Here is a 24862-nt window from a genome sequence, read left to right as displayed (position 1 = left end):
TGATCAAAGCAGTCAACTATATAAATTAGATCACATTAATCGCGACACAAAAATACATTAGCTACTTTTTTGGGACCTTCATATATTTCAAACTGATCATTTTTTTCCATCCGATCTTTTGGTGCTGTTTCCATAAGAAAATTAACAGTACCAAAAGATACTATCCTGTCACCTTCTTTTTTCTGCTTTTCAAGATCGAAAACCACACTCCAAGCATTATTTTGCCATTTAATATCTTCAGAAAAGCGAGCCACAGAGTAATACTTACCTTCCGGAGGGATTGTTTTACGTCCTCCTTCATCAAAAGGAATCCATTTAATTTTCACAGGAAACATAGGATACTCCAATGCTAGTTTAACATCTTGGTTTAGTTTTAATTTCCTGGCTCCACGTCACTTTGGAATGGTTGTTCAAATCTACAACATCAGCGTATCTAGCAGGGCCTATTCCATCCAAATGAGAATCCATATGCATTTTATTCGCTATGTTATCTGGTATATTTATCTGTACTATTTTAAATGTATCGCCACCATGTCCCATTTTATTACCCCAAGTCACAGCGTCTTTATAAGATTCAGCAAACCATTTACCTTCCATAGTACCTTTCCCAGCTTTCCATCCTTCCTTTTCTAAACTTGCAAATTCATCAAGGCTCATGCCTCGATACAAAACCATCAACCCCCAAGGATCAACCCACACCACCGGATTCGGTGCATACTGGTACAGATTTAACCCGCCAGCCAGCCCTATCGGATCCTGCTGGGTGAATCGTCCCGTATCCGGGGCATAGTACCGGAAAGTATTATAGTGCAGTCCGGAATACTCGTATCATCCTGATACTCGCCCTACGGGTCAGCGCAAGCGCTGCTCAAATTTGTTCCCGACAAATTTGTCTCTGTCAAAATATTGACCCTGAAAACGCAGGTTCTGCTGACCCCGGAATCCCGCTACCGGGTGTTGTTCCCGTTTTAATTTGCCCCACAGGCTGTAGTCGCCGTGCCAGATAATCCGTCCCTGACTGTCCGTCAGTTCTTCCGGCAAGCCATTCAGTGCAACGTGGTAATAGCTGATATCCGTTGTCTGTTTTTCCGGATGGTCAAAGCTTTCTATCCGTGCCAACGGGTTGTAGCTGCCGCTGCTATAGACGTAATGTAAGATCAGATGCGCGGATTTACTGCTTTTCTCCGCCGCCAGCCGCAGGCCGTTCCAGCAGAACTGCACCGTTTCTTCCGGTGCCCGGTTTTCCGAGTTCTGCTTCAGCCGCTGTGCCTGCGCGGACTGCCAGACCCGCTTCCCGGTTCTGCGCCCGAGGATGTCGTAATCATATTCCGCCCGCTGGTTCCCCTGCGGGTCATGCTCAAAGGTCACTGCGGTAATGCGGTGCTCCGCATCATAGTGATAATGCTGACACACCGCGCTGTCCCGCACCCTGCGCTGCGCCATGCGGCCGAAGCCGTCATACGTGTAGTCGTATTCCTCACTGATTTAGACAAGTATTTGTCATAATAAAATAATTACTATAAGTTCTTTTTACGAAAAATAGATGTCTTTAATGAAATATTAAAATTATTTAATGGTACATTATTGTTTATAAATAACTTAAATCTATTCAATAATGGATGGTTAATATTCTCATTAGATAAGCCATTTAAGCTTCTAATACGAAGTAACACTATAATTTCAAAAGGAATCAGCTTGTATATTACATTTTCAAAATCTGCATTTACTTCATCATCAGAATAACTTCGAAATATATGATAATCACATATTTCACGCATCAATGATCTTACATCTTCATTTCTCAATAAACCATTGACAATGGATTCATACATTGAATTAAACTTAAACTTATTCAACCCCCATTCAATATCATCACGTAAAGTTTCACTACCCACCTTCATATAATTCTTTGAAAGATAGAAAACAAGAGGTATTAATGTCTCATAAGCATCCTCATTAATTAGATCACCTTTACCTTTGATACTTTTAATTAACCCATTAAGAACCAAGGATTGCTCAAGCGAAGAAAAATAAGATAATGAAATAAAAAAAATACAGGACTGTTCATTTATACTTTTCTCTTTCTCAGTCGAAAACAACTCATTACTGCAACATTCCAAGACAGATAAATAAAGAGAATTAATCAGGCCATCGTAATTATTATTTTCTTTTATCAAGAAATCCCTCAGAGGGAAAACTGATAGTCTGCTTGCTTCACTCAATAGCTTGCCAATGTCAAATTTTATTTCGCAATCTTTTTCAAAAAAATCATCATACCATTTATAAATGAAAATTTCCGTGCCATTTTCTATATAATCATCTATAGCATCTTTGATATATTTATAATAATCATCATCATCTAAAATGAAATTAATCGCAGACTCTAGCTCACTATAATACTCTTTAATCACGTTCATCTCACCACCCTTCAAAAGTTATATTTTGGTCATGAAACTTAGGATTCCGGCCTACATTTACCTTAGCCCACTCGGTACTTCCAATATTATTATAAATATCTCTAGCCTGCTTACTTGTAATTGCTTTTGCATTTCCATTTACATCAATAATATTATACCCTCCTTTTTTAACATCATTTAAAAGAACTGTTTTTGCAAAATCATTACCTTTAGCTTGGCGAGTTGATAGAGAAAAATCACCTATTGTTGAACTCTTCACTTCAAATATATCAAATTTACCATCTGGTCTTAACGCAACTATATCCAAGCCATGGCCTGAATTATTTTGTATTGAAAACACTTTTTTATAGCCTGTTTTCGATAAATACTGCATAACTCTTTTTTCGCCAAATGCCCCAACTCTAGCACTAAAGCAACTCAACCCCCACGGATCAACCCACACCACCGGATTCGGCGCATACTGGTACAGATTTAACCCGCCAGCCAGGCCAATGGGGTCCTGCTGAGTAAATCGTCCCGTGTCCGGGGCGTAGTACCGGAAAGTATTATAGTGCAGTCCGGTTTCCCTGTCGAAATATTGCCCCTGAAAACGCAGATTTTGCTGACCCCGGAATCCCGGTGCCGGGTGTTGTTCCCGTTTTAATTTGCCCCACAGGCTGTAGTCGCCGTGCCAGATAATCCGTCCCTGACTGTCCGTCAGTTCTTCCGGCAAGCCGTTCAGTGCAACGTGGTAATAACTGATATCCGTTGTCTGTTTTTCCGGATGGTCAAAGCTTTCTATCCGTGCCAGCGGGTTATAACTGCCGCTGTTATAAACGTAATGTAAGGTCAGATGCGCGGATTTACTGCTTTTCTCCGCCGCCAGCCGCAGGCCGTTCCAGCAGAACTGCACCGTTTCTTCCGGTGCCCGGTTTTCCGGGGGCTGCTTCAGCCGCTGTGCCTGTGCGGACTGCCAGACCCGCTTCCCGGTTCTGCGCCCGAGAATGTCGTAATCATATTCCGCCCGCTGGTGCCCCTGCGGGTCATGTTCAAAGGTCACCGCGGTAATACGGTGCTCCGCATCATAGTGATAATGCTGGCATACCGCGCTGTCACGCACCCGGCGCTGCGCCATGCGGCCGAAGCCGTCATACGTGTAATCGTATTCCTCACTGGCGGTGACCTGGTTATTAAATGCCACCTGCCGCTGATGCCCCAGCAGGTTCGCCGCTTCGTCATACAAAAACAGCTCTTCACTGAACCCGTTCAGACGCCGTGTCAGCTGCCCAAGCGGGTCATACCGGTAGGTTTCATACTGCCAGTGACCTTGTGTTAACGGCGAATCGGCCTGTCCGTAACTGACACTGCGCTCCGTCAGGTTATTGTGTTTGTCCCAGGTATAACGTTTATCAATGGTTGCCGCCGTGACCCGCGTACTGTTCGCCAGCCTGGCTATCTGTGCGGTGATACGCCCGCTGCTGTCATACTCCGTTCGCTGATCAAGTCCGCCGGAAAGCCGGTTAGTTTCACGGTGCAACCGGTCTCGGCTGTATTCCGCCAGTGCCATCTGTTTACCACGCTCCCGCCAGTTCATCTGCTGAAGGTGTCCGGAGCCGTAATACAGATAACTCAGGGACTGCCCGTCCGGCAGTTCCGTGCTGCTGAGGTTGCCGTTGTCATCGTAGCTGTGACGGTATACCCCGGCACTGTTCTGCTCGAACAGCATCTGACCGTTCAGGTCATACTCAAATTCCAGGATATCCTGCCACGGCACATCCTCCCCGCTGAGCTGCGCCGCTGACCAGACCGCCGCCGGGATTCGCCGCAGTGTCAGTGCCGTTTTACCGTACTGATACCCGGTTCGGTAATCGCGGTTTTCCCGTGTGATCAGACGGCCTGCCGGATCATACTGATACTGTGTGATAACCGGTTCTTCTCCCGCCTGTGCGGGAATTTCCTCGCGGCGGATAAGATTACCGCCCGCATCATACTGATACTGTTTTTGCTGGCCGATCAGATCCTGCTCACGGGTCAGGCGGTGCAGTGCATCATATTCAAACCGGTAAGATTCTTCCTTTTCATTGACCAGCGCTTTCAGCCGCCCGAAGCGGTCGTAACGAAAGCCGAGACGGTGTCCCGCCGGGTCGGTACGCTCTGTGATTTGCCCGAAGATATTACGGGCGAAGGTGATTTTCTTGTCACCGCTGTCAGTAAACCCGGTGACACGCCCGGCATCGTCATAGGAATAGCGGTTATCCCTGCCGTCCGGTAATTCCTCCCGCAGCAGCTGTCCACCCTCCGACCAGTGATAGCGGGTGGTCTGGCTCAGTGCATCGGTGATAGTGACCAGTTGCCCGCGATCATCATAGGACAGTGTGGTGTGATAACCGGAGCAGTCGGTATAGCGGGTCAGTTGCCCCCGGGTATTGTAGCGGTAACGGGTGATACTGCCGCCCGGGTCAGTCTGCTGAAGACAGTCCCCCTGTTCATCCCAGACCAGCCGGGTAGCATGCCCCAGCGGGTCCATATACAGATGGATATCCCCTTTGGCATTATAAAACCAGTGATGTGCCGCACCATTCGGCATTACCTGAATCAGCGGAAACGCAAAGTCTTTATCCCACTCAATAGTGGTACAGTCGCCGTTCGGATCTGTTTCAGCGGTCAGGTTACCGCGTTCATCGTAGGTGTACTGCGAGGTGTGACCCAGAGGATCTGTGGCTTTTTTCAGTTTACGGCTCTGATCCCAGTCAAAAAACCAGGTGGCGCCGCTTTCATCTGTAAATTCGGTGATCTGATGTTGTTCATTCCAGCGACGGAACGTTTCACCCAGTCCGGCTGACTCCGTGCGCAGGGTTCTCTCCGCCGGAGAATAGTGCAGTAATGTGTGTTCAGGCCGTCCGCCGTCCGGAGTCTGCAACCAGTGTTCCGCCACGCGGTATACCGGTCGCTGTTCATCATCTGTTTCATTATCAAACTGTGCCCACCGGTAGTGACTCTGTAACCCGGCAGCATTGACATGCATATTCATCAACCCGGTGTCATCATCCCGGGCAAAACGGCGGGTAATTTTCCCGTCAGCACCCATGACGGCAACAAGAAACTGATGTTCATCATACTGATAGCTGACCAGCGTTCGCTCATCATCCGGATCAGATTGTGATACCGAGAGCAGGCGTTGCCCGTCATCCGTATAATGCAGCTGAACGTTAATCAGTCCGCTGTTATCCTGAATGGTGCAGAGCTGACCTTCCGGGCTGTAGCGGTAAAACAGGGTATTACCGTGGCGATCATGTGACTGAGCAAGACGTAACCAGCCATTGCGCTGCGGGTCTGTTTCAAACAGCTGATAATCACCGGTATCGGACTCCAGCAAAAAGATATTTTGCAGACTGCGGTAGACGCGAAACCCCTCATCCACATAGAATGCGTCCTGTCCCAGCGCCAGTTCCCCCAGAGACAGGCGGCGGCCGGACATATCATGATAATACAGCGGTGCATCTTCAATAGAGCCGCCTGTGTAATCGATTTCAATACTGACATCAAACGGCAGTGCCCAGCCTGTTCCCAGACGGCTTTCACGGGTATTGCTGCTCTGATAGATACGGTGCCAGGCCAGCGGATAACGGCCTTCCAATACAAAATCCAAATCATCATCGCCACTGAGGACTTTACTGCCGGTGGCTGCGTGAACAGGACGGGTGACGGCATTAAAAGAGCGGGTTAATCCGCTGATTACCAGTCCCATACCGATATTCCCGGCCAGTTCCATCACCAGGCTACAACCGGCTTTACTCAGGCACTGACGAACAGCTGCCATCCCGCCTTTCCGGATGATACTGGCCCAGCCGCCCAGTACCGCGCCGACAGCTTCACCAACAAAAGTACAAAACGGATTACGACCGCTGATAATATCCCGCACCACTTCTTTGTTACCGCCGATACGGACAACACGGGATTCCTGTGTGTGATCAATTTTTGCCTCGCAGGTGCTGCGGTCACCATTCCGGCAGGCAGGCTGGCTGTTTATCTGAACTTTTTTTGATCCTTCAGCCAGATAATACGGTGCTGAGGCAATATGCCATTTCTCACAGGTAATCTGATCATTATCGACAGGTGCGGCATAAAGGTTTTTATTTGCAACGGTGGGTGAAAAAAATCCTTCAAAAAAGCCACGCTCTGGTGAGGGATATTTCGGGAACGGATCATTTTCAACCGGCTCAGCCGGATTGAACACTGAAGAAACTAAATTATTTACTGCTGAACCCATACCCATAGGTGTCAGCATATAGGCTTTTTGCAAAACACCTTCAGCAAGTGAACGGGCTTTTCCTTTCGGCGGATTTTGCGTGTCCGCTATAATAGACTCGATCAATTTTTCATGCGGGATAATACCAGCTGCACGTGCTGCGGGCTGATCTTTTGTTTTGACATTCAGGGAACCGCTGATAATTGTACCGTCCGCACCCCGTCCGAAACCGCAAAAATTCAGCGCATCATCAACCCATCCTGAAACAGTATCGGCCACTTCATCAATAACATCACCGAGAACAAAGCCACCGGCAATAGCAAGTAATGGTGCAGCAAGCCCGCCGGTTCCTGCGGTCAGTGCGCCCGCAGCAACAAACAGACCAACGTACGCAGCACCTTTGACAACACCATTAACAAAATCTGCAATCATGGACTGATGAAACAACTCATCTCCGAGTTTGGCTGCATGAAATTCATTTCCCATGATGCAGGTTCCTTTTTAAATAACCGAAATCAGACTGTACGGGCAAAACGCAATTTCAGCGTTTGCCAGTCCTGTAAGTCAGCATCAGTAAACGGGTGCAGCAGGCAATACGTCATCACCAGAATTGAGTCATCCAGTTCATAACCTGCAATGTACTGATATAAATGTGTCCCTTTTTGTTCCGGTTCACAGTAGAAAGCCCACCCGTTCACACCGGACTCTGTTGTAAACGCAACCGGGTCAGTCATCGCAAATAGTTTTACCCCTTTGCGAATCACCGCAATTTGTGACACCAGATAGTGTTCCGCTGTCTGTCCGTCAGCCAAATCATCACGGGTCAGCGATAAACTGGCTTTTTTTTCCGGAAACTTAATAATATGCAGGCTGTTATCCCGGTAGTCTGATGAAGGCAGCGTTATGGCACCTTCCTGACATACATACTTCATTGTTATTCCTTATTTTCCCGCAAAGAAATTGCCTTTTTGACTGCTTATTGTGCCTGTATCCGGTTCGATTTTATCTTCAGCCGGTCCGCCGCCTTCCATATTCAGGTCAAGCACATGGCCGGTATTAATCTGTCCGTCATTTTTCGCTGAGATATTGAAATTTTCACAAGTAATATTCACAGCGCCGGAAGCGGTCATTTCTATCGCTGATTTACCGCTGACCAACTTAATCCCCGTTGCTGATGCCAGGAGACAAACACCTTCCACATTCGTCAGTTGTCCGCCAAAAATATAATTCAGCTGATCCATCTGAACCGCAGTCGTCTGCTTACCGGCGACTGTGACTTTCTGATTCTGCCCGACAGTTTCCGTGTGATTTGCCACTACTGACGTACTGCGGTCATTCTGCACCACCGTATTCATGTCTTTCTGAGCATGCATAAAGACTTCCTGCTTCCCGTTTTCATCCTCAAAGCGCAGTTCGTTGAAACCATCGCCTTTGTGGGTCTGTGTGCGGAACGCAGTCTGAGTTTTGCTGCCGGGGAAAGAGGATGGCGGGCCGTTACGGCCGTTGTAGGTACAGCCGGTGACAATCGGGCGGTCGATATCGCCGTTAAGATAAGAGACGATCACTTCCTGGCCGATGCGCGGCACGGCAGAGAAACCATAGCCGCCGCCGTTCCAGCCCATCGCCACCCGTACCCAGCAGGAGGCGCTGTGGTCAGGTTTACCGTAGCGATCCCAGTGGAAATAGACTTTCACTGCGCCCTGCTCGTTGGTGTAAATCTCTTCCCCTTCCGGCCCGACAATCGTTGCCAGTTCGTCGCCGTCGGCCTGCGGGCGGAAGCGGTACGGCGGCCGCCATTCGCGGGTGCCGGGGATAAACTGCACAGTGTTGCTGAATTTGGTTCCCTCTCCGCCGCCGTTATCCGCCAGCGGCTGGATACCGTGGTGATTGACCATAGTCACTTGCCAGGCTTTATTCATACTGTCAGACGGATGGTTTTTCAGGGTAAAAATTTTGCCCGGCATCAGCGCAAAGCAGTTGGTACCTGCGGTACCGGTCTGGCGCTGGTTCTGAGATTGTTCGTAGCGCAGTTGGGTGAACGGTTTACCGGTCTCATCGTCACGGTAACGGCCATAACTTTCATAGACAGGGTGCTGTTTGTGAACGTCGCCGGTAACCTCGTGTTTAAACGGATAAGACGGGCGATCGGGATTGTAATCTTTCTGGATAATGACATCGCTGCACAACTGTTCGGCGTAACGCCAGGAAAACGCGGTGCTGTCACTGATATCGGTATCTGCCTGCGGATTATAGGTCAGATTAATTCCGGCGGTCATACCGAGGTGGTTATCACTGTAAAACAGTTTCGGGCCTTCCTCGAACCAGAAGTTAATCCCCTCCTCGGCGGCCAGACGACACCAGAAATCATAGGCTGATTCACGTTTCTGGGTGATGTAATCCCGCTTTTGGTGTAATTCGTCCTGATAGAATTTCAGGTCGTTTTTGACGTGCGCTTCGTCCAGGAGTGTCGCCAGCACTTCCGGAACGGATTGTTTCTGGAAGATGCGGCTGTCCTGGTTAAGGGTCATGATCCACATTTCAGGGCGGATCAAGAAGTAATACCAGGTTTTGTTGCCGTCAGTATTGCCTTGTTCAGCAGACGCCAGCAGCCCCTGCACAGTGCGGACTTTGACGCCGTCGCGGGTCACCGTCAGAGAAGAGGCTTTTCCCAGATGTTCATCAAATGTGATTGACGGCAGCGTGCTGACGGCACTGATCGACAACGAAAACAGCGAAGAAAGCCCTTCACTGAGTGAGAATTCGGTTACCTGAAAAGTCTGTTCCGGCAATCCGCCGATTTTACAGGTAAAAACAAGACCGGAAGGTGAACGTCCGGTAAGCGCGCCCGCCAGACTGCCGGCAGCACCGGGAAGTTTCGGGATACTGCTGAGACCACCGGCAATACCACCACCGGGAATAAGAGCTGCCGCAGAAGGAACCTGCGCGGCGGTTTTTTGTACCTGTTGTACGGCGGAGACGGCTTTTTGCGCCGGTTCTGACATTTTTTTGCTGACTTTTGATGCAACAGCATCCTCAGCATATTTTGCGGCACTGTCTTTCAGCGCTGCCGGGTCAATGACCTTTTTTTTGGGATCTTCAGCAAACATACCGGCTCCGGAACTGATCAGGCGGATGACCCGCCGGGGGACGGAGGATCACTGCGGTAAAGCAGGAACACCACAAATCCCCGGAGGAATTTGTGGTGTCAGTGACCACATTACGCTTCGATTGGCGCACGCCAGTCGTCAGCACCGGAGGTGCCTGCGACGGTGTGTTCCCAGTCGATTTTGCGGTAAGAGAGTGACACTTCGATCAGTTGGGTGTAATCCGTTTTTTCCGGGTCCTGGCAATGCGGCATTTTGCAGTCGATATTCACGATGGTCGCATCTTCCAGCGAGGTGGTGAAGAAATGCTCCTGCTTACCTTCAACCGAGGTGCGATACCATTTCAGCTGCACTTTCGGCAGCATTTCACCGGCCGCCAGGGCGTTGTACAGCAGCGGAACTGCTTTGTTCAGTGCCACAGTAAATTTAAACGGACGGTGTGCACGCTGGCCGGATGGCTGGCCTGATTGCGGGTCAGTCGGGACAGTCACAACATGGTCAAACTGCTGTACCAGCATTTCATCTTCATGACCCTGCACGTAGATGTTGCCGACAGACTCAGCAGTAAATGCACCGGCAGTGATATTGCCCTGCGTTTTGCCTTCGATAGAGATATAGCATGGAGTTGGCATGATAAAATTCCTTATTTATTAACAGGTAACAAGTCGTTACCGGACGAGTGACTTCGTCATCAGCCAATGCGCATGGTGATAATGCAGAAAGCATAAATTTAACTAATATCTATGTAAAGCCTTCTGGTGTTCAAATTACCCTCTGTATCTCCCGGGATAATCATCTTAAGTTAAAATCCATGCAAAAACAGGATATAAAACTTAAATAACTAAAATAGAAATATGTAATTGAAATTAAAAACCAGAAATCTGCGATCGGAAATTTAACAAAAAAACCATGAAAGCAGATAAAACATTAATAAAACAATGAATTACAAACATTTCAGGTTATGATCAGAAAAATAAAGTTTATAACAAGATATTATTTCTCATAAGGTAATGATATTTATAGATAAAAATACATTCATATAAACTACGCTATACATGGAGTGATAATGCCTCAATTTTATTGCACTGTTATTTTTTAATATACAAAATAAAGTATTGACCATGGGATAATAATATTCATTAATACTTATAATAAGAGTAACAGCTATATCCCCCACCCATGATATTCACCCGAAAAATACTTTCAGCTATCAAAAATGTTGCCGTTTATTAAAAAATACATCTGATGAAAAATACGTAACCGGATACCGAAATCCCTCTTGTTCTTGTTGATGCATTTTAAAAATCAGCACTTCGATATTTGTATCTTTATCAACAGATGTAAAATAATATTTCAAAAATAAAATTTACATTTCCCCTGAATCAGTACATATCAATCTATGCCTGATATAGATATGTCACAGTTACCATCAATATGCTTCCCTGTCCCTCTGCTCTTTTCATTATTTTTCTTTATTTTCAATACATCATGGAATAATTACCACTTATACGGCTAATCTGTAAAACACATCACTAATTAAAGAAATAATTATTTTAACACCCACCTATCAGTTGACTAACATACGCATGTTATTGGTAAAATAATTTTACTGATTGACACCCGCATGCAGGAGAAGATAAATTTTGCATTAATGTAATTTTTAATTTACCTTAAGCTAAATATTTTAATTGACACTCAATACAATGAATTACGTAGCTTACGCGTATTTGCATGATAGCCAAACCCGGATAAGGCAATCGCTTATCTTATGTATATATACGGGGAAATGAATTCCCCAAACTTAATCCATAAGGATAATCAATGAGTAAGAATGGTCTTGGCAGCGTTGCGCCGAAAGAACGCATTAATATCAAATACACTCCGCATGATGGCGGAAGCCAGGCAGAAATTGAATTACCTCATAATCTTCTGGTTATTGGTGATTTCAAAAATAAAGAAGAAGATACCCCGATTGAAGAACGAAAAACGGTTTCGATTGATCAGAACAATTTTAATTCCGTGATGGAAAATGCAGGTATTAATCTGACATTTGCTGTTAAAAACCATCTTGAGGAAGAAAGTGATTCCGACATCCCTGTCAATCTTGATATTAAATCTCTCCGTGATTTCTCTCCTGACAATATTGCTAAAAATGTTCCGGAATTAAATAAGTTACTTGAATTGCGGGAAGCATTAGTCGCACTGAAAGGTCCTCTGGGAAATATTCCTGCATTTCGTAAACAGCTTCAGGCACTGCTGGATAATGAATCCACCCGTGAACAACTGTTAAAAGAGCTGGATATCGTCAGCAATAAATAATTGATGGGAATCGTGTTATGTCTACAGCAACAGAAAGTGTAAAACAGGAAGCAGGCCAAATCCCTGCCGGAACATCACTGCTTGATGAAATTATGTCACAGTCCCGGATGACCCCGGAAACCGAAGCATACGATATCGCCAGACAGGGTGTGGCAGCTTTCATCAGTAACATCCTGGCCAGTGATTCCAAAGAAGAACCGATCAATAAGTTACTGATCGATAAAATGCTGGTGGAGCTGGATAAAAAGCTGAGTGCGCAGATGGATGAAATTCTGCATAACGACAACTTTCAGGAAGTGGAGTCCTCCTGGCGTTCCCTGAAGTTACTCGTGGATCGCACTGATTTCCGTGAAAATATTAAGATTAATATTATTCATGCCACCAAATCCGAATTGCTGGAAGACTTTGAATTTTCGCCTGAAATTGTCCAGTCCGGTTTCTATAAGCATGTCTATTCCGCCGGTTATGGTCAGTTCGGTGGTGAACCGGTTGCCGCTGTGGTCGGGAACTATGCCTTCAGCAATACCACACCGGATATGAAACTGCTTCAGTATGTCAGCGCTGTCGGCGCCATGGCACATGCGCCTTTCCTGTCATCCGTTTCCCCTGACTTTTTTGGTGTAAGCAGCTATACCGAATTACCGGCAATCAAGGATCTGAAATCCGTCTTTGAAGGCCCGGCGCACACCAAATGGCGCGCCTTACGTGAAGCGGAAGACTCCCGCTACCTCGGCCTGACCGCCCCGCGCTTTTTGCTGCGTCTCCCTTACGATATGGTTGAAAACCCGATTAAAAACTTCAACTACCGTGAAAGTGTTAAACAAAACCATGACCACTATCTGTGGGGTAACACGGCATTCCTGCTGGCTGCCGGTATCAATAACAGTTTCGCCAATTACCGCTGGTGTCCGAATATCATCGGGCCTCAGAGCGGCGGTTCTGTCAGCGATCTGCCGGTTCATTGCTTTGAGGCGATGGGCGAACTGCAGACTAAAATCCCGACTGAAGTGCTTATCACTGACCGTCGTGAATTTGAGCTGGCAGAAGAAGGCTTTATTACCCTGACGATGCGCAAAGGCAGTGATAATGCAGCATTTTTCTCCGCCAACTCCGTGCAGAAACCAAAGCATTACCCGAACACACGTGAAGGTAAGATGGCGGAAACCAACTATAAACTGGGTACTCAGCTGCCGTACATGTTCATTATCAACCGCCTGGCACACTACATCAAAGTGTTACAGCGCGAGCAGATCGGTGCATGGAAAGAGCGCCAGGATCTGGAACGTGAACTGAATATCTGGCTGAAACAGTATATCGCCGATCAGGAAAACCCGCCGTCAGATGTCCGCAGCAAGCGTCCCCTTCGCTCCGCACAGATTCAGGTACTGGATGTCGAGGGCGATCCGGGCTGGTATCAGGTCGCTATCCAGGTGCGTCCGCACTTCAAATATATGGGTGCCAGTTTCGAACTGTCACTGGTTGGCCGGCTCGATAAGGAGTAACCGGAATGGGGGCGTATTATCATCGTCACTCGTCACAACCTGTACGCCTTTTTGAACGGATAAGAGGGAAGCACGCCGGTGCTTCCCGTCAGTCCCGCACCGCTGCCCTGATTAATTCGGTCAAATCACATCTGACGCTGGTACTGAATACCCGGCCGGAAACCTGTCAGAGCAGCCGTGAACTGGGTGTGACCGATCTCAATGACGCCACCGCAACCGCAGTAGATTTTCGTGCCAGTCTGGAAACGGCCATCCGCGAATGCATTCTGCGCTATGAGCCGCGGATCAGTGATGTCGCGGTGGAAGGTGTGATTGATGAGCATAATCCGCTGCTTCTGGAGTTTCGGATCACTGCACTGGTATTACTGGAAAATCAGTCTCAGGTAATTGAATTTAATATGCAGATGGACAGTCACCGGCATTACAGACTGAAACAGGCCTGACAGTATGCCCCGTAATTCCCGTTTTTCTGATGAACTTGAGTACCTGCAACTGCTGGAAGATACCGTTGCGCGCCACAAGCCGCATCTGGTTAATTTTCTGGCAGAAAAGAGCACGGACCCGGATGTGCTGCGGCTGCTGGAGGGGTTTGCTTATCTGTCTGCCTCTTTACGCAGTCAGATTGAACGTCAGTTCCCGGAACTGACCAACAGTCTGGTCACAATGCTGTGGCCCAGCTATGCCCGGCCGTTTCCGTCAATGACCGTCATGCAGTTTACGCCATCCCCCTCTCTGCGGCTTCCCGTTTTTGTGCCGGAGGGAACGCTGTTTGAGAGTCAGCAAATCACACTGGATGAAAGCGATGCGGAAGACGATGTTCTGCATCAGATGACCTGTCATTTCACGCAAAGCCGTGATCTCAGGGTGATGCCGTTTACCGTCACGTCGGTCACCGCCGGCCCGCAGTCAGTGACGATTTCCTTTGCACTTTCGCAACCAGCCCGGTTATCGGATACCGGTCTGACAGCGTTACAGTTTTATCTCGGCGGGGACGATTATACCGCTCATGAACTCTATTTTCTGCTGAATCACGCGGTGTCCGGAGCAACACTGACAACGGATAAACACACGTATCAGCCGGAAAACTTTGCCGTGTCACCGGCGGGATTCAGCCGTGAGGATGCCCTTCTGCCCTATCCCAGAAACAGCTATGAAGGGCACCGGCTGTTACAGGAATATTTCAGTTTTCCGCGCGCCTTTTTGTTTCTGAATATTGAAGGGCTTGATGATATTCCGGCCGTGATGTCCGGAGATCACTTCTCCCTGACCATTCATTTCTCCCGTCCGCTGCCGCCGGCGGCGGATATTAACGATGACAGCATCCGGATCAACTGTGTGCCGGCAGCCAACCTGTTCCCGATGGAAAGTGAAGCGGTGGAACTGAACGGCAGACAAAGCGAGTACCCGCTGAGTCCCGGTTTTGCTCATCCGGCAGGTTACGATATTTTTTCTGTCACCCGGGTGGACGGATTACGCCGCTGCGGTAACCAGCCGGCAAAAATGACACATTACACGCAGTTTGAAAGTTTCCATCATCAGGACCCGGTCAATAAAGGCGATGAAGAGCAGTATTATCGCCTGCGCACACTGCCGTCACCGGATGACAGCGGATTCCGTCACCGGATTTCCTTTGTCCGCAGTAATGAGCCGGCACTGACCGGCTGTGATGAAACGGTTTCTGTTTCTCTGCTGTGCACCAACCGGGATGTGGCCGGCTATCTGCGGACCGGCTCTGTTACCCGCTGTACAGAGCAACTGCCGGATATCAGTGCTGTCCGCAATATCATGAAGCCGACACAAACACTGCGGCCGCTGCTCGATCACTCGCTGCACTGGTCAGTGCTGACGAATCTGTCCCTGAACTATCAGTCACTGCTGAGCCTGGAAGCGTTGCGGGAACTGTTGCAGCTTTATGATCTGACATCTGTTTTCCACCAGCAGACCGCCCGCCAGGCACAGAAATGTCTCGATGCGCTGGTCAGCATGACCACACAGCCCGTCGAATATCTGTACCGCGGATTACCGGTGCGCGGGCTGAAATCCACCTTATCTGTTTACCAGAGTGCGTTCTCATCCGAGGGCGGACTCTATTTGTTCTGTTCCGTTATTGCTCATTTTTTCGGGCTCTATACCAGTGTGAATACCTTTCATGAGCTGGAAGTGATCAATATGGATAACCGGGAAGTGTATTTATGGCCGGCGAAAATCAATCGCACCGTTCTGCGCTGACAACCTCTGTCAGCGACGGCACCGCCGCCATGACAGAGTATGACTTTTATCAGCTGGCAGAGTTGCTGAATAAATCCGTGACAGCCGCCGGAAAGTCCGCACAGGAGAATATCCGTTTTTCGGCAAGTGCCGGGATCGCATTTCCGACACGGGATGTCACCGGTGTAACCCGCCGTGAGGACGGCAGTTATGACGTCAAAGTGGCATTTTTGGGTCTGCACGGCAGTCAGTCCCCGCTGCCCGGGTATTACCTCGACAGCCTGGCGTGGGAAGAAGCACAGCAGACGGAAAGCGTTACGGACTTTCTTAATCTGTTTAATCACCGCTTTGTCACGCTGCTGCACCGGATCTGGCGGAAATACCGCTATTACATCTCGTTTGAGCCGGACGGCCGCGATCCGTTTTCCCGCTATATGTTCACGCTGCTCGGGCTGGGCAGTGAAAGTAACCGCAGCCGGATCCGGATCAATCACAACAAAATGCTGGCCTATGCCGGGTTACTGGCCAGTCCCGGACGTTCACCGGATGTGGTGTGCAGTCTGATTTCCCACTGTTTTGATCTGGACAATGTGAATTTATCCGGCTGGGAAACCCGCCGGGTGGCAATTGCCGATGATCAGCAAAACCGGCTGGGGGAAACCTTGTACAGCGCGAGCCGCACCGCGCAACCGCGCTCCCTGCTGGGGGAAAATTTCAGTCTGGGCGCACGCATTGAAGACTGTAACGGCAAATGCACCATCGAAATCAGTGAATTATCACTGACCCGTTATATGCGTTTTTTACCGAACGGCCCTGACTACCTGCCGCTGGTCGCGTTTGTGTCTTACATCATGCACGAACAGCTGGCCTGGGATCTGCGGCTGAGAATGGCGGAAAAACAGGTCGGCGGGATGGTTCTCGGTGAGAAAGATAACAATCAGCTGGGCTGGCGGAGTTTCATCGGGCAACCGGAACTGAAGCCTTTTGTGACGATCTCAGTATTGGAATAACATAATGGATAAACCACAACTTAATTTTCATTTGGTGAACAGTAACCGGCTGGAAAGCGGCCGGGCTGCTGCTGCCCAGTTTACCTCACAGGGCGGTACCATCGGCAGTAATGCCGACTGCACCTGGTCACTCCAGGACAGCCTCGGCAAAATCGCCGGGGTTCAGTGCCGCATTATCCGTCAGGATCAGACATTCTGCCTGAAAACCCTGACCGAGCCGGTTCGTCTTAATCAGACCGCCATTCCCCGCCACGCCGGTGCCGTGCGTCTGTCACAGGGCGATATTATTGAGATCGGTGAGTTGCAGTTTAAAGTGCATCTGACCATAACCGGTGAACCCTACCGTGATCCGATGGCAGTGGCACCTCAGGATATTGTGTCCGCCGGCAGCAACCCGCTGGATAGCCTGATGGATAACCAGACTGCACCGGACAATCCCCCGTATCAGGGAGATGATACCGCACCGACCGTCCGCGGTTCCCGTACCCGCGATCCGTTACAGGCTCTGGAAAATGAGAGCCTGACCACCGGCAGTTCACCGGCAGAACATGACGCCTCCGGCCTGCTGGCCGACCACCATACGGCGGCATCCGCCGCTGTGCCACTCTCCGATAACAGAGGGAATACCATTGTGCAGGAATATATGGATCTGCCCAAACTGTCCGCCACCGATCACGCGGATGATCTGCGGCCGGTCACCGATGCGGATCATATTGCGGTAAACCCGCTGATGCACGGGCTGGAAGCACATCTTCCGCTGCATAACTCCCGCCAGGCCAATGATTTTCTGACCGAGGTCGGCCGGACGCTCAAAGCCGCCATTGAAGGTCTTCTCGCATTACAAAAAACTCAGGATAACCTGCGCGACAAGCAATTACGCCCGATTGAGGATAACCCGCTGCGTCTGAATGTGGATTATCAGGAAGCCCTGCATCTGCTGTTCGGCGACGAACGCAGCCCGGTGCACCTGTCACCGACGGCGGCGGTCAGCGAAAGTCTGACCAATATGCAGCTCCATTACCGCGCCAATCTGGAAGCTATTTCCGTCGCGCTGGAGACCATGCTTGACGCGTTTTCACCGGAACGGCTGCTGGCACGTTTTGCACAGTATCAGCGGGCCGGTGAAGAGAGCAGTTCAGATCCGGCCTGGGCGTGGCAGATGTATGTCAGTTACTACCGTGAGCTGAAATCCTGCCGTCAGCAGGGATTTGAAAAACTCTTTTATGAAGTTTACACCCATGCCTATGACCGGGCGTTACGTAAAGGCTTATAAGGGACATCCATCATGAGTGTGAAACTGCGATACGGATTGTTGCTGCTGGTACTGGTACTCACCGGATGCAGCAAATCCTGGGAGGCAACCAAAAAAGTCGGCAAGGTGCTGTGGGACCCCGATATTCCGGTGGGTAAAGCGAACCAGCAGCCATCTGAAATTGCGATCACACTCCTGGCAGAGCCGGATATCAACCCGAACCCGGACGGTGAGCCGTCTCCGGTGGAGATGCAGCTGGTGTATCTCAGCGAGGACTCCCGTTTTGAGTCGATGGATTTTGACCAGCTGGATGAGAAGCCGCTGCCGGATGTACTCGGTAAAAACTATATCGACCACCAGGATTACACACTGACACCGGATCAGTACAAACCGCTGGCTCTGCTGCGGACCACCGGCGAAAACCGCTATCTGGGTGTCATTGTCCGCTATTCGTCCCCTAACGTTACCGAATGGAAGAAAATCATCAAGTTAAGCGGAATCGGACGACAGTATTACATCCTGGTTCATGTCAGGGAAAATGAAGTGGAATTGCGCAAAGAGGAAGAAGAATAATATGTCGATGAAAAACCGGGTTATCTGGCGCGAAGGTTTGTTTATCAAACCCCAGCATTTTCAGCAGCAGCAGCGCCACCAGGACTATGTGACAGAAAGCCTGCTCTCTGCGTTCTCCGGTCACTATTCCGGGTTTACCTCTCTGGTGATCAACGAAGATATTCTGCGGCTGGGCCGGGTCGGCATTTCAGAGGCGACCGGTATCATGCCGGACGGCACGCTGTTTTCCCTGCCGTCACAGGATGAGCTGCCGCCGCCGATTGATATCACTCCGCTAAATGATACCGGCAACAACATTATTTATCTTGCCCTGCCGCTGCACAGTGCCACGGTCAATGAAATTGCAGCCGGGCATAACAATCATCTGACGGCGCGCTATAAAGAATTCAGTCTGGATGTCCGCGATCTGCACACCGAAGCCGGTGATGTCAGTATGCTGAATGTGGCAAGACTCAGCCCGGTGCTGAAACAGGGCACTGCCGAGCTGAATGCGTATGTGTCAGTACCGGTCTGCCGTATCAGCGAACAAACAGCAGATGGCGGACTGATCCTCGATGATACGTTTATCCCGTCCTGCCTGAATGTGCGCTTATCCCCCTCCCTGACCGGATTTCTGGATGAACTGAGCGGCACACTGGCTGAGCGCGCCCGCCAACTGGCCGGTCGGATCGGCTCACCGGGACAGCAGGGTATCGCCGATGTGGCGGAATTTATGATGTTACAGCTTCTGAACCGGGCATCACCGCGTTTTGCCCACTTTGCCGCACAGGATGTGCTGCATCCGGAGCCGTTATTCTGCGAGCTCCGCTCATTATGCGGGGAACTGCATACCTTTACTGATCAGTCCCGGCTGGCCGGACAACTGCCGAAATATAACCATCAGGCACTGACAGAGTGCTATCCGCCACTGATGCGGGCGCTGCGCCTGGCATTAAGCGTAGTACTGACACCGCGTGCTATTGCGATTCATCTTCAGGAGCAGGAACACGGTATCCGCGTGGCAACGATTCAGGATCAGCAACTGTTGCAGCAGGCCGAATTTATCGTGGCAATCCGCGCTCAGATGCCTCAGGAGCAGCTGCGCCGCCAGTTCACCCAGCAAACCAAAGTTACATCCATCAACCGCATCCGCGACCTCGTCAGTGTCCAGTTGCCGGGCGTACCACTGATTTCCCTGTCTGCCGCACCGCGCCAGTTGCCGTATCACGCGGGTTACACCTATTTCCGTCTGGACCGCCAGGGTACCGCATGGCAGGAAATTCAGCAAAACGGCTCCGTCGCTTTCCACGTTTCCGGTAATTTCCCGGAACTGGATATTCAGTTCTGGGCCATCCGTAACGGGGGCGATTTATGACCGATGATTTACTGACCGGCAGCCTGTCTGATGATCTGTCCGGCGATACCGGTTATCTGCATCAGCGGATGCACAAGCAATACCGGATCCCGCTGCGCGGGGAAAATATTAACCCGATGATTGACGCGGCCACCCCGCTGCTCGGCATGGTTATGCGGATGCATACAATGTCCGGCTCACCGCTGCCGGATAAGCTTTATCAGCAGGTGGTGACCGATATTCAGGCGATTGAGCAGCAATTACAGTCTCAGGGTTATGAGCCGGGCGCGATTGTTTCGTTCCGTTATGTGCTCTGTACCTTTATTGATGAAACCGCACTGGGCCTCGGCTGGAACACAGATAACGGCTGGGTGAAAAAATCACTGCTGGTGCATTTCCATAATGAATCCTGGGGCGGGGAAAAGGTGTTCATTCTTATTGAACGTCTGCTCGGTGAGCCGAAGCGCTATCTGGATCTGATTGAGTTTATCTGGCTGTGCCTGTGCCTGGGTTACCGGGGCCGCTATAAAGTGACGCAGGGCCATAACGATGAATTTAACCGCCTGTTACGCCGCCTGCAAAAACAGATCCGTCAGCTGCGCCCTGAACAGGGTTCTGTTGTGCTGTATGAGGATACGATCTCTGACCCGCACCGCTACCGGCTGGGGAAACGCCTGCGGCTCAAATATATCGTTATCGCCGGCCTGCTGCTGGCCGCCGGTATTTACGGCCTGTATCTGTCACAGCTGAATAATCAGACACAACATATTCTGGAGCAACTCACTCCGTTACTGAATCAGGGTATACACTGATGATAAATGTCGATCTCTCAACGTTAGTTAACCGTCTCGATCCTGTTGCCAGACATGCACTGGAAAATGCTGCCGCCCGCAGTGTCAGCGAACAGCAGCCGGAAATCACCACCGCACTGTTTTTCAGCAGCCTGCTGGAAACACCGTTAACCGATGTGCGGGTGATCTGCCAGCGTGCCGGTATTGATAACACTGAACTGGCGGATATGACGACAGAACTGACCCCCCCGCATCAGGCACTGACTCAGGGTTATCCGGGCTTTTCACCACTGCTGACTGAACTGCTGAAAGACAGCTGGCTGGTCGCCTCCGCCGAATATCACCATACCACGCTGCGATCCGGTATTGTGCTGCTGGTGCTGCTGCAAATGCCGCAGCGCTATCTGCCGCAGCAGGCCTGTAAGCTGCTCAGCAATATCAACCGTGAACAGTTAAAACAACAGTTTGATGAGTGGACTGCCGGTTCGGCGGAAAGCCCGTCCGGTGATCTCAGCAGTCCGTCAGCAGGCGGCAGTACACCGGCCGCCGACAGTCTTCTTGCCCGTTTCACACAGAATATGTCTGAACTGGCACGGCAAAATAAGCTGGACCCGGTTCTGTGCCGTGATAACGAAATTGATCTGATGATCGATATTCTCTGCCGCCGCCGTAAAAGTAACCCGGTGGTTGTCGGAGAACCCGGTGTCGGGAAAAGTGCGCTGATTGAAGGCCTTGCACTGCGTATTGAGGCCGGTGACGTGCCGGAAAAACTGCGCGGATGCCAGCTGCACGTGCTTGATCTCGGCGCAATCCAGGCCGGTGCCGCCGTCAAAGGTGAATTTGAAAAGCGGTTCAAAGGGCTGATTCAGGAGATCATCAGCTCGGCCACCCCGGTTATCCTGTTTATTGATGAGGCTCACACCCTTATCGGTGCCGGTAACCAGCAGGGCGGCACCGATGTCGCCAACCTCCTCAAACCGGTGCTGGCACGGGGTGAGCTCTGCACTATTGCGGCGACCACCTGGAGTGAGTACAAAAAATATTTTGAGAAAGATGCAGCACTGGCGCGGCGTTTTCAGTTAGTTCAGGTTAAAGAACCGACGGCCGCTGAAGCCGTGATCATCATGCGCGGCCTGCGCACAGCTTATGAATCCGCTCATCAGGTCTTTATTGATGATGATGCCCTGCGTGCCTCGGCTGAGCTGAGTGACCGCTATCTCTCCGGCCGTCAGCTGCCGGATAAAGCCATTGATGTGCTGGATACCGCCTGTGCACGTACCGCAATTAACCTGACCTCACCGCCGAAACAGATTTCAGCCCTGAAAACACAGTTACACCAGATTGGTATGGAGTGCGATGTGCTGGCGCGGGAAGATTTGCTCGGACTGACCGATCACACTGACCGTCTGGCCGCGCTGCATCAGCAGTCCGCACAGTTACAACAGTCACTGGAACAGTTACAGACTGACTGGCAGGCGCAGCTGACATTAGTCCGCGATATCATCCGCCTGCGGGCTGCATTGCTGAACAGTGCTGAATCAGCGGCTGAATCCGCAGAGACAGAAAAATCAGCAGAGACAGAAGAAACCGCAGAAACGGAAACGCCGGAGAGTATCCGCGAACAGTTACAGGTACTGAATGCAGAGCTGGAAACCCGCCGGGAACAGTCTTCCCTGGTGTCTCCGCATGTCGGCAAAACACAGATTGCTGAAGTCATCGCCGAATGGACCGGTGTTCCGCTCAACCGTCTGTCACAGGATGCCCTCGCTGTCGTCACTGAATTACCGGCTTACCTGGAGGAATCCATCAAAGGCCAGGATCTGGCGATTGCTCATCTGCATAAACACCTGCTGACCGCCCGTGCTGATCTGCGGCGTCCCGGCCGCCCGCTGGGAGCATTCCTGCTGGTCGGCCCGAGCGGTGTGGGAAAAACCGAAACGGTATTACAAATCGCTCAGCTGATGTTCGGCGGCACACAATATCTCACCACCATTAATATGTCCGAGTTTCAGGAGAAACACACGATTTCCCGTCTGATCGGGTCCCCGCCGGGATATGTCGGTTATGGCGAGGGCGGTGTGCTGACAGAGGCCATCCGCCGCAAACCTTACTCAGTCGTGTTACTGGATGAAGTGGAAAAAGCCCATCCGGACGTGCTGAATCTCTTTTATCAGGCTTTTGATAAAGGGGAAGTGGCAGATGGTGAGGGCCGCGTGATTGACTGTAAAAACGTTGCTTTTTTCCTGACCTCAAACCTGGGTGACAGCACCATTGTTGCGTATGAAAACCGGCCTGATGAGCTGTTGGATGCGCTTTATCCGGAGCTGACCACTTTCTTCAGACCGGCACTGCTTGCAAGGATGGAAGTGATCCCGTTCCTGCCGCTCAGTGACGAAACACTGACACGGATCATCCGTTTCAAACTCAGCCAGCTGGAAACACGGCTGGTACAGCGTTTCGGTGCTCAGGTCACCATTCATGATTCTGTTTATCAGGCCATTATTCAGCGCGCCAACCGGGCTGAAAACGGTGCCCGTATCCTGGAATCGGTGATTGACGGCCACTTACTGCCGCCGCTTTCCCTGTTGCTGCTGAAACACACGGCAGACGGAAAAACGATCCGCCATATCACCCTGTCTGCAACCGGTGATGAATTCACGGCTGAGGTGGATACGGAATAATGAGGAACCGACTGAAAAATGCGCTGTCACTGATGGACTGCCAGACCACCGAATCGCTGATATCGCAGTTTCTGCCGCACTGTTTTTCCCGCAGTTCCCTGAGTGCTCTTGCTGTGATGGTGCTCAGCCCGCGGGATAACCGGCTGCTCAGTTACTCTGTCGACTATGCACAACCGCAGGTCACCACCGGCCTGCTGGATACAGATGCATCGGATATCCGCCAGCCGCTGGTTCAGGTGACATTCAGCCGGACACCCACCTGCTGGGAAAACCTGTCACAGGGCAGCCATCTCGAAGACAGCAGCCTGAAGACATTTATTCGCGGGCTGCCTGCAAATACCGGTATACACGGGTTCCCGTTCTGCGATCACGAGGGTAAACCCGCCGGGGCTATCTGCCGCCTCGGCACCGATCTGAGCCACAAAGAACACGAAAAAGGAATGACAGCAATTTATTACCGGATCTTCTGTCATCACTACGGCACGCTGACCCGCCGGATGCAGGTCCGGACGCAAAACCAGCAACTGCACAAACTGCTGCAGCTGGCACAGGAAAAGGAGCGGCGGCTGGAAGCCATGATGACACACACCATGGTGACTCCGGCACTTTCGCAGGTATCCGCGCCGGATCTGTCCGGGATCAGCGATCTGACCGAAGCGCTCGACCGGTATGAATCTGACATTCTGACCTACCGGATGCAGGCGGACAACGACGACCTGAAAGAAGTCGCCACAAAGCTGAATATGTCCAAACGTGCACTTGTGTATAAATTAAAAAAATACGGATACCTATCATGACCAAAAGGATGCTTCAGAGCGTGTTCACCCTGCTGATACTGACGCCGCTGTGGAGTCCGGCACAATCTGTCCCCGCACTTTCCGGGGAAATCTCAGCGCTGCTGGACACCTGCCGCAAAGAGCCGTCACCGCTGATACGGCTGGACTGCTATGACAACATCGGACGGGAGAACGCTGTGCCGCCGGCTGACCAGACGGTAAAAGGTGAGATCCGGCTCCGGGCAGCAGCCAATGAAGAAAAACGGACAGCACATACCGTCACCTTCATTACCACCCAGCCCCGCGAAGGTACCTGGCCTGTGGTCATGACCGCCCCGGCGATCGGTACGCAACCACCCCGCCCGGTTCTGATGCTCAGTTGTGTGGATAACATCACCCGCATGCAGCTGGTAATGAATTCGCCGGTAACAACACGCAGCATCCGTTTATCCACCCCGCAGACCACATTCAGCAGTGACTGGTTTATCCGCGAAAACGGCTATGTGCTGGAATCCAGCCGGGGTCTGGCCGGCATTGATGAAATCAAACGCATTATGACCGGCGATAAGCTGACTATCACCCCTGAAAACGGGGAACCGGTAACTTTTGATCTGTCTCAGCTGACAGAAAGTATCAAACCTTTACGTGCGGCCTGCCGCTGGTGAATA

The 24862-nt window shown here is 50.5% G+C and carries 20 protein-coding genes and 1 pseudogene; 12 read left to right on the top strand and 9 right to left on the bottom strand.

Annotation, left to right across the window (positions count from 1 at the left end; all coding sequences use genetic code 11):
• Positions 1 to 35: 35 nt before the first annotated feature.
• The 9 genes and pseudogenes from JC793_RS06865 to JC793_RS06830 form a co-directional block, all read right to left on the bottom strand.
• On the bottom strand, positions 36 to 335 hold the full coding sequence (locus JC793_RS06865; RefSeq protein ID WP_218427909.1) for a hypothetical protein: 300 nt from the start codon (positions 333 to 335) through the stop codon (positions 36 to 38).
• Between the two features lie 19 nt (positions 336 to 354).
• Positions 355 to 657 (bottom strand): hypothetical protein, encoded by a 303-nt coding sequence (locus JC793_RS06860; protein ID WP_247717337.1) that lies wholly within the window; start codon positions 655 to 657, stop codon positions 355 to 357.
• A 78-nt stretch (positions 658 to 735) separates the two neighbouring features.
• A pseudogene (locus JC793_RS19800) lies at positions 736 to 813 on the bottom strand (RHS repeat-associated core domain-containing protein); the annotation flags it as partial.
• Between the two features lie 39 nt (positions 814 to 852).
• The gene (locus JC793_RS06855) at positions 853 to 1443 is read right to left on the bottom strand and encodes an RHS domain-containing protein (RefSeq protein ID WP_218427907.1); all 591 of its coding nucleotides are present in this window, start codon (positions 1441 to 1443) and stop codon (positions 853 to 855) included.
• A gap of 74 nt (positions 1444 to 1517) precedes the next feature.
• Positions 1518 to 2417, bottom strand: coding sequence for a hypothetical protein (locus JC793_RS06850; RefSeq protein WP_218427905.1), 900 nt, complete (start codon positions 2415 to 2417; stop codon positions 1518 to 1520).
• A 1-nt stretch (position 2418) separates the two neighbouring features.
• Entirely contained in the window at positions 2419 to 7131 is a 4713-nt protein-coding gene (locus JC793_RS06845; RefSeq protein WP_218427904.1) for an RHS repeat-associated core domain-containing protein, read from the bottom strand.
• A 29-nt stretch (positions 7132 to 7160) separates the two neighbouring features.
• Positions 7161 to 7577 (bottom strand): DcrB-related protein, encoded by a 417-nt coding sequence (locus JC793_RS06840; protein ID WP_046892542.1) that lies wholly within the window; start codon positions 7575 to 7577, stop codon positions 7161 to 7163.
• Between the two features lie 9 nt (positions 7578 to 7586).
• Positions 7587 to 9752 (bottom strand): type VI secretion system Vgr family protein, encoded by a 2166-nt coding sequence (locus JC793_RS06835; protein ID WP_218427902.1) that lies wholly within the window; start codon positions 9750 to 9752, stop codon positions 7587 to 7589.
• 110 nt (positions 9753 to 9862) lie between these two features.
• On the bottom strand, positions 9863 to 10381 hold the full coding sequence (locus tag JC793_RS06830; RefSeq protein ID WP_046892544.1) for an Hcp family type VI secretion system effector: 519 nt from the start codon (positions 10379 to 10381) through the stop codon (positions 9863 to 9865).
• A gap of 1189 nt (positions 10382 to 11570) precedes the next feature.
• Between JC793_RS06830 and tssB the strand changes: the two genes are divergently transcribed.
• The 12 genes from tssB (at position 11571) to vasI (ending at position 24859) form a co-directional block, all read left to right on the top strand.
• A complete protein-coding gene (tssB, locus tag JC793_RS06825) occupies positions 11571 to 12068 on the top strand; it encodes a type VI secretion system contractile sheath small subunit (protein ID WP_046892545.1) in 498 nt (165 codons plus the stop codon).
• 17 nt (positions 12069 to 12085) lie between these two features.
• Positions 12086 to 13570, top strand: a complete 1485-nt coding sequence (tssC, locus tag JC793_RS06820; protein ID WP_052927285.1) for a type VI secretion system contractile sheath large subunit — start codon at positions 12086 to 12088, stop codon at positions 13568 to 13570.
• A gap of 5 nt (positions 13571 to 13575) precedes the next feature.
• Positions 13576 to 14013, top strand: a complete 438-nt coding sequence (tssE, locus tag JC793_RS06815; protein ID WP_046892547.1) for a type VI secretion system baseplate subunit TssE — start codon at positions 13576 to 13578, stop codon at positions 14011 to 14013.
• A 4-nt stretch (positions 14014 to 14017) separates the two neighbouring features.
• On the top strand, positions 14018 to 15799 hold the full coding sequence (gene tssF, locus JC793_RS06810) for a type VI secretion system baseplate subunit TssF (RefSeq protein WP_166707418.1): 1782 nt from the start codon (positions 14018 to 14020) through the stop codon (positions 15797 to 15799).
• Positions 15763 to 16788 (top strand): type VI secretion system baseplate subunit TssG, encoded by a 1026-nt coding sequence (gene tssG / locus JC793_RS06805; RefSeq protein ID WP_046892549.1) that lies wholly within the window; start codon positions 15763 to 15765, stop codon positions 16786 to 16788. Before tssF ends, tssG begins: the two co-directional genes overlap by 37 nt.
• Before the next feature lie 4 nt (positions 16789 to 16792).
• A complete protein-coding gene (gene tagH / locus JC793_RS06800) occupies positions 16793 to 18061 on the top strand; it encodes a type VI secretion system-associated FHA domain protein TagH (protein ID WP_218427901.1) in 1269 nt (422 codons plus the stop codon).
• A gap of 12 nt (positions 18062 to 18073) precedes the next feature.
• A complete protein-coding gene (tssJ, locus tag JC793_RS06795) occupies positions 18074 to 18613 on the top strand; it encodes a type VI secretion system lipoprotein TssJ (RefSeq protein ID WP_046892551.1) in 540 nt (179 codons plus the stop codon).
• 1 nt (position 18614) lies between these two features.
• Positions 18615 to 19967 carry a type VI secretion system baseplate subunit TssK gene (gene tssK, locus JC793_RS06790; RefSeq protein ID WP_046892552.1) on the top strand — a complete coding sequence of 451 codons (1353 nt, stop codon included), beginning with the start codon at positions 18615 to 18617 and terminating at the stop codon, positions 19965 to 19967.
• A gap of 68 nt (positions 19968 to 20035) precedes the next feature.
• Positions 20036 to 20758, top strand: a complete 723-nt coding sequence (icmH, locus tag JC793_RS06785) for a type IVB secretion system protein IcmH/DotU (RefSeq protein ID WP_166708942.1) — start codon at positions 20036 to 20038, stop codon at positions 20756 to 20758.
• On the top strand, positions 20758 to 23418 hold the full coding sequence (gene tssH, locus JC793_RS06780) for a type VI secretion system ATPase TssH (protein ID WP_218427900.1): 2661 nt from the start codon (positions 20758 to 20760) through the stop codon (positions 23416 to 23418). Before icmH ends, tssH begins: the two co-directional genes overlap by 1 nt.
• Positions 23418 to 24215 carry a hypothetical protein gene (locus JC793_RS06775; RefSeq protein WP_112550480.1) on the top strand — a complete coding sequence of 266 codons (798 nt, stop codon included), beginning with the start codon at positions 23418 to 23420 and terminating at the stop codon, positions 24213 to 24215. The genes tssH and JC793_RS06775 overlap by 1 nt, the downstream gene beginning before the upstream one ends.
• On the top strand, positions 24212 to 24859 hold the full coding sequence (vasI, locus tag JC793_RS06770) for a type VI secretion system-associated protein VasI (RefSeq protein ID WP_054424996.1): 648 nt from the start codon (positions 24212 to 24214) through the stop codon (positions 24857 to 24859). Before JC793_RS06775 ends, vasI begins: the two co-directional genes overlap by 4 nt.
• Positions 24860 to 24862: the final 3 nt, after the last annotated feature.

Source organism: Morganella morganii (genome assembly GCF_019242955.1).
In the GTDB taxonomy this organism is placed as follows: domain Bacteria; phylum Pseudomonadota; class Gammaproteobacteria; order Enterobacterales; family Enterobacteriaceae; genus Morganella; species Morganella sibonii.
The sequence above is the reverse complement of the archived record's forward strand: the minus strand, read 5'-3'. Positions and strand labels throughout refer to the sequence as shown.

Excerpts from the sequence above, each read along its gene's own strand:
- JC793_RS06865 (WP_218427909.1), bottom strand. The coding sequence starts at position 335 with ATGTTTCCTGTGAAAATTAAATGGATTCCTTTTGATGAAGGAGGACGT.
- JC793_RS06860 (WP_247717337.1), bottom strand. The coding sequence starts at position 657 with ATGAGCCTTGATGAATTTGCAAGTTTAGAAAAGGAAGGATGGAAAGCT.
- JC793_RS06855 (WP_218427907.1), bottom strand. The coding sequence starts at position 1,443 with ATGGCGCAGCGCAGGGTGCGGGACAGCGCGGTGTGTCAGCATTATCAC.
- JC793_RS06850 (WP_218427905.1), bottom strand. The coding sequence starts at position 2,417 with ATGAACGTGATTAAAGAGTATTATAGTGAGCTAGAGTCTGCGATTAAT.
- JC793_RS06845 (WP_218427904.1), bottom strand. The coding sequence starts at position 7,131 with ATGGGAAATGAATTTCATGCAGCCAAACTCGGAGATGAGTTGTTTCAT.
- JC793_RS06840 (WP_046892542.1), bottom strand. The coding sequence starts at position 7,577 with ATGAAGTATGTATGTCAGGAAGGTGCCATAACGCTGCCTTCATCAGAC.
- JC793_RS06835 (WP_218427902.1), bottom strand. The coding sequence starts at position 9,752 with ATGTTTGCTGAAGATCCCAAAAAAAAGGTCATTGACCCGGCAGCGCTG.
- JC793_RS06830 (WP_046892544.1), bottom strand. The coding sequence starts at position 10,381 with ATGCCAACTCCATGCTATATCTCTATCGAAGGCAAAACGCAGGGCAAT.
- tssB (WP_046892545.1), top strand. The coding sequence starts at position 11,571 with ATGAGTAAGAATGGTCTTGGCAGCGTTGCGCCGAAAGAACGCATTAAT.
- tssC (WP_052927285.1), top strand. The coding sequence starts at position 12,086 with ATGTCTACAGCAACAGAAAGTGTAAAACAGGAAGCAGGCCAAATCCCT.
- tssE (WP_046892547.1), top strand. The coding sequence starts at position 13,576 with ATGGGGGCGTATTATCATCGTCACTCGTCACAACCTGTACGCCTTTTT.
- tssF (WP_166707418.1), top strand. The coding sequence starts at position 14,018 with ATGCCCCGTAATTCCCGTTTTTCTGATGAACTTGAGTACCTGCAACTG.
- tssG (WP_046892549.1), top strand. The coding sequence starts at position 15,763 with ATGGCCGGCGAAAATCAATCGCACCGTTCTGCGCTGACAACCTCTGTC.
- tagH (WP_218427901.1), top strand. The coding sequence starts at position 16,793 with ATGGATAAACCACAACTTAATTTTCATTTGGTGAACAGTAACCGGCTG.
- tssJ (WP_046892551.1), top strand. The coding sequence starts at position 18,074 with ATGAGTGTGAAACTGCGATACGGATTGTTGCTGCTGGTACTGGTACTC.
- tssK (WP_046892552.1), top strand. The coding sequence starts at position 18,615 with ATGTCGATGAAAAACCGGGTTATCTGGCGCGAAGGTTTGTTTATCAAA.
- icmH (WP_166708942.1), top strand. The coding sequence starts at position 20,036 with ATGCACAAGCAATACCGGATCCCGCTGCGCGGGGAAAATATTAACCCG.
- tssH (WP_218427900.1), top strand. The coding sequence starts at position 20,758 with ATGATAAATGTCGATCTCTCAACGTTAGTTAACCGTCTCGATCCTGTT.
- JC793_RS06775 (WP_112550480.1), top strand. The coding sequence starts at position 23,418 with ATGAGGAACCGACTGAAAAATGCGCTGTCACTGATGGACTGCCAGACC.
- vasI (WP_054424996.1), top strand. The coding sequence starts at position 24,212 with ATGACCAAAAGGATGCTTCAGAGCGTGTTCACCCTGCTGATACTGACG.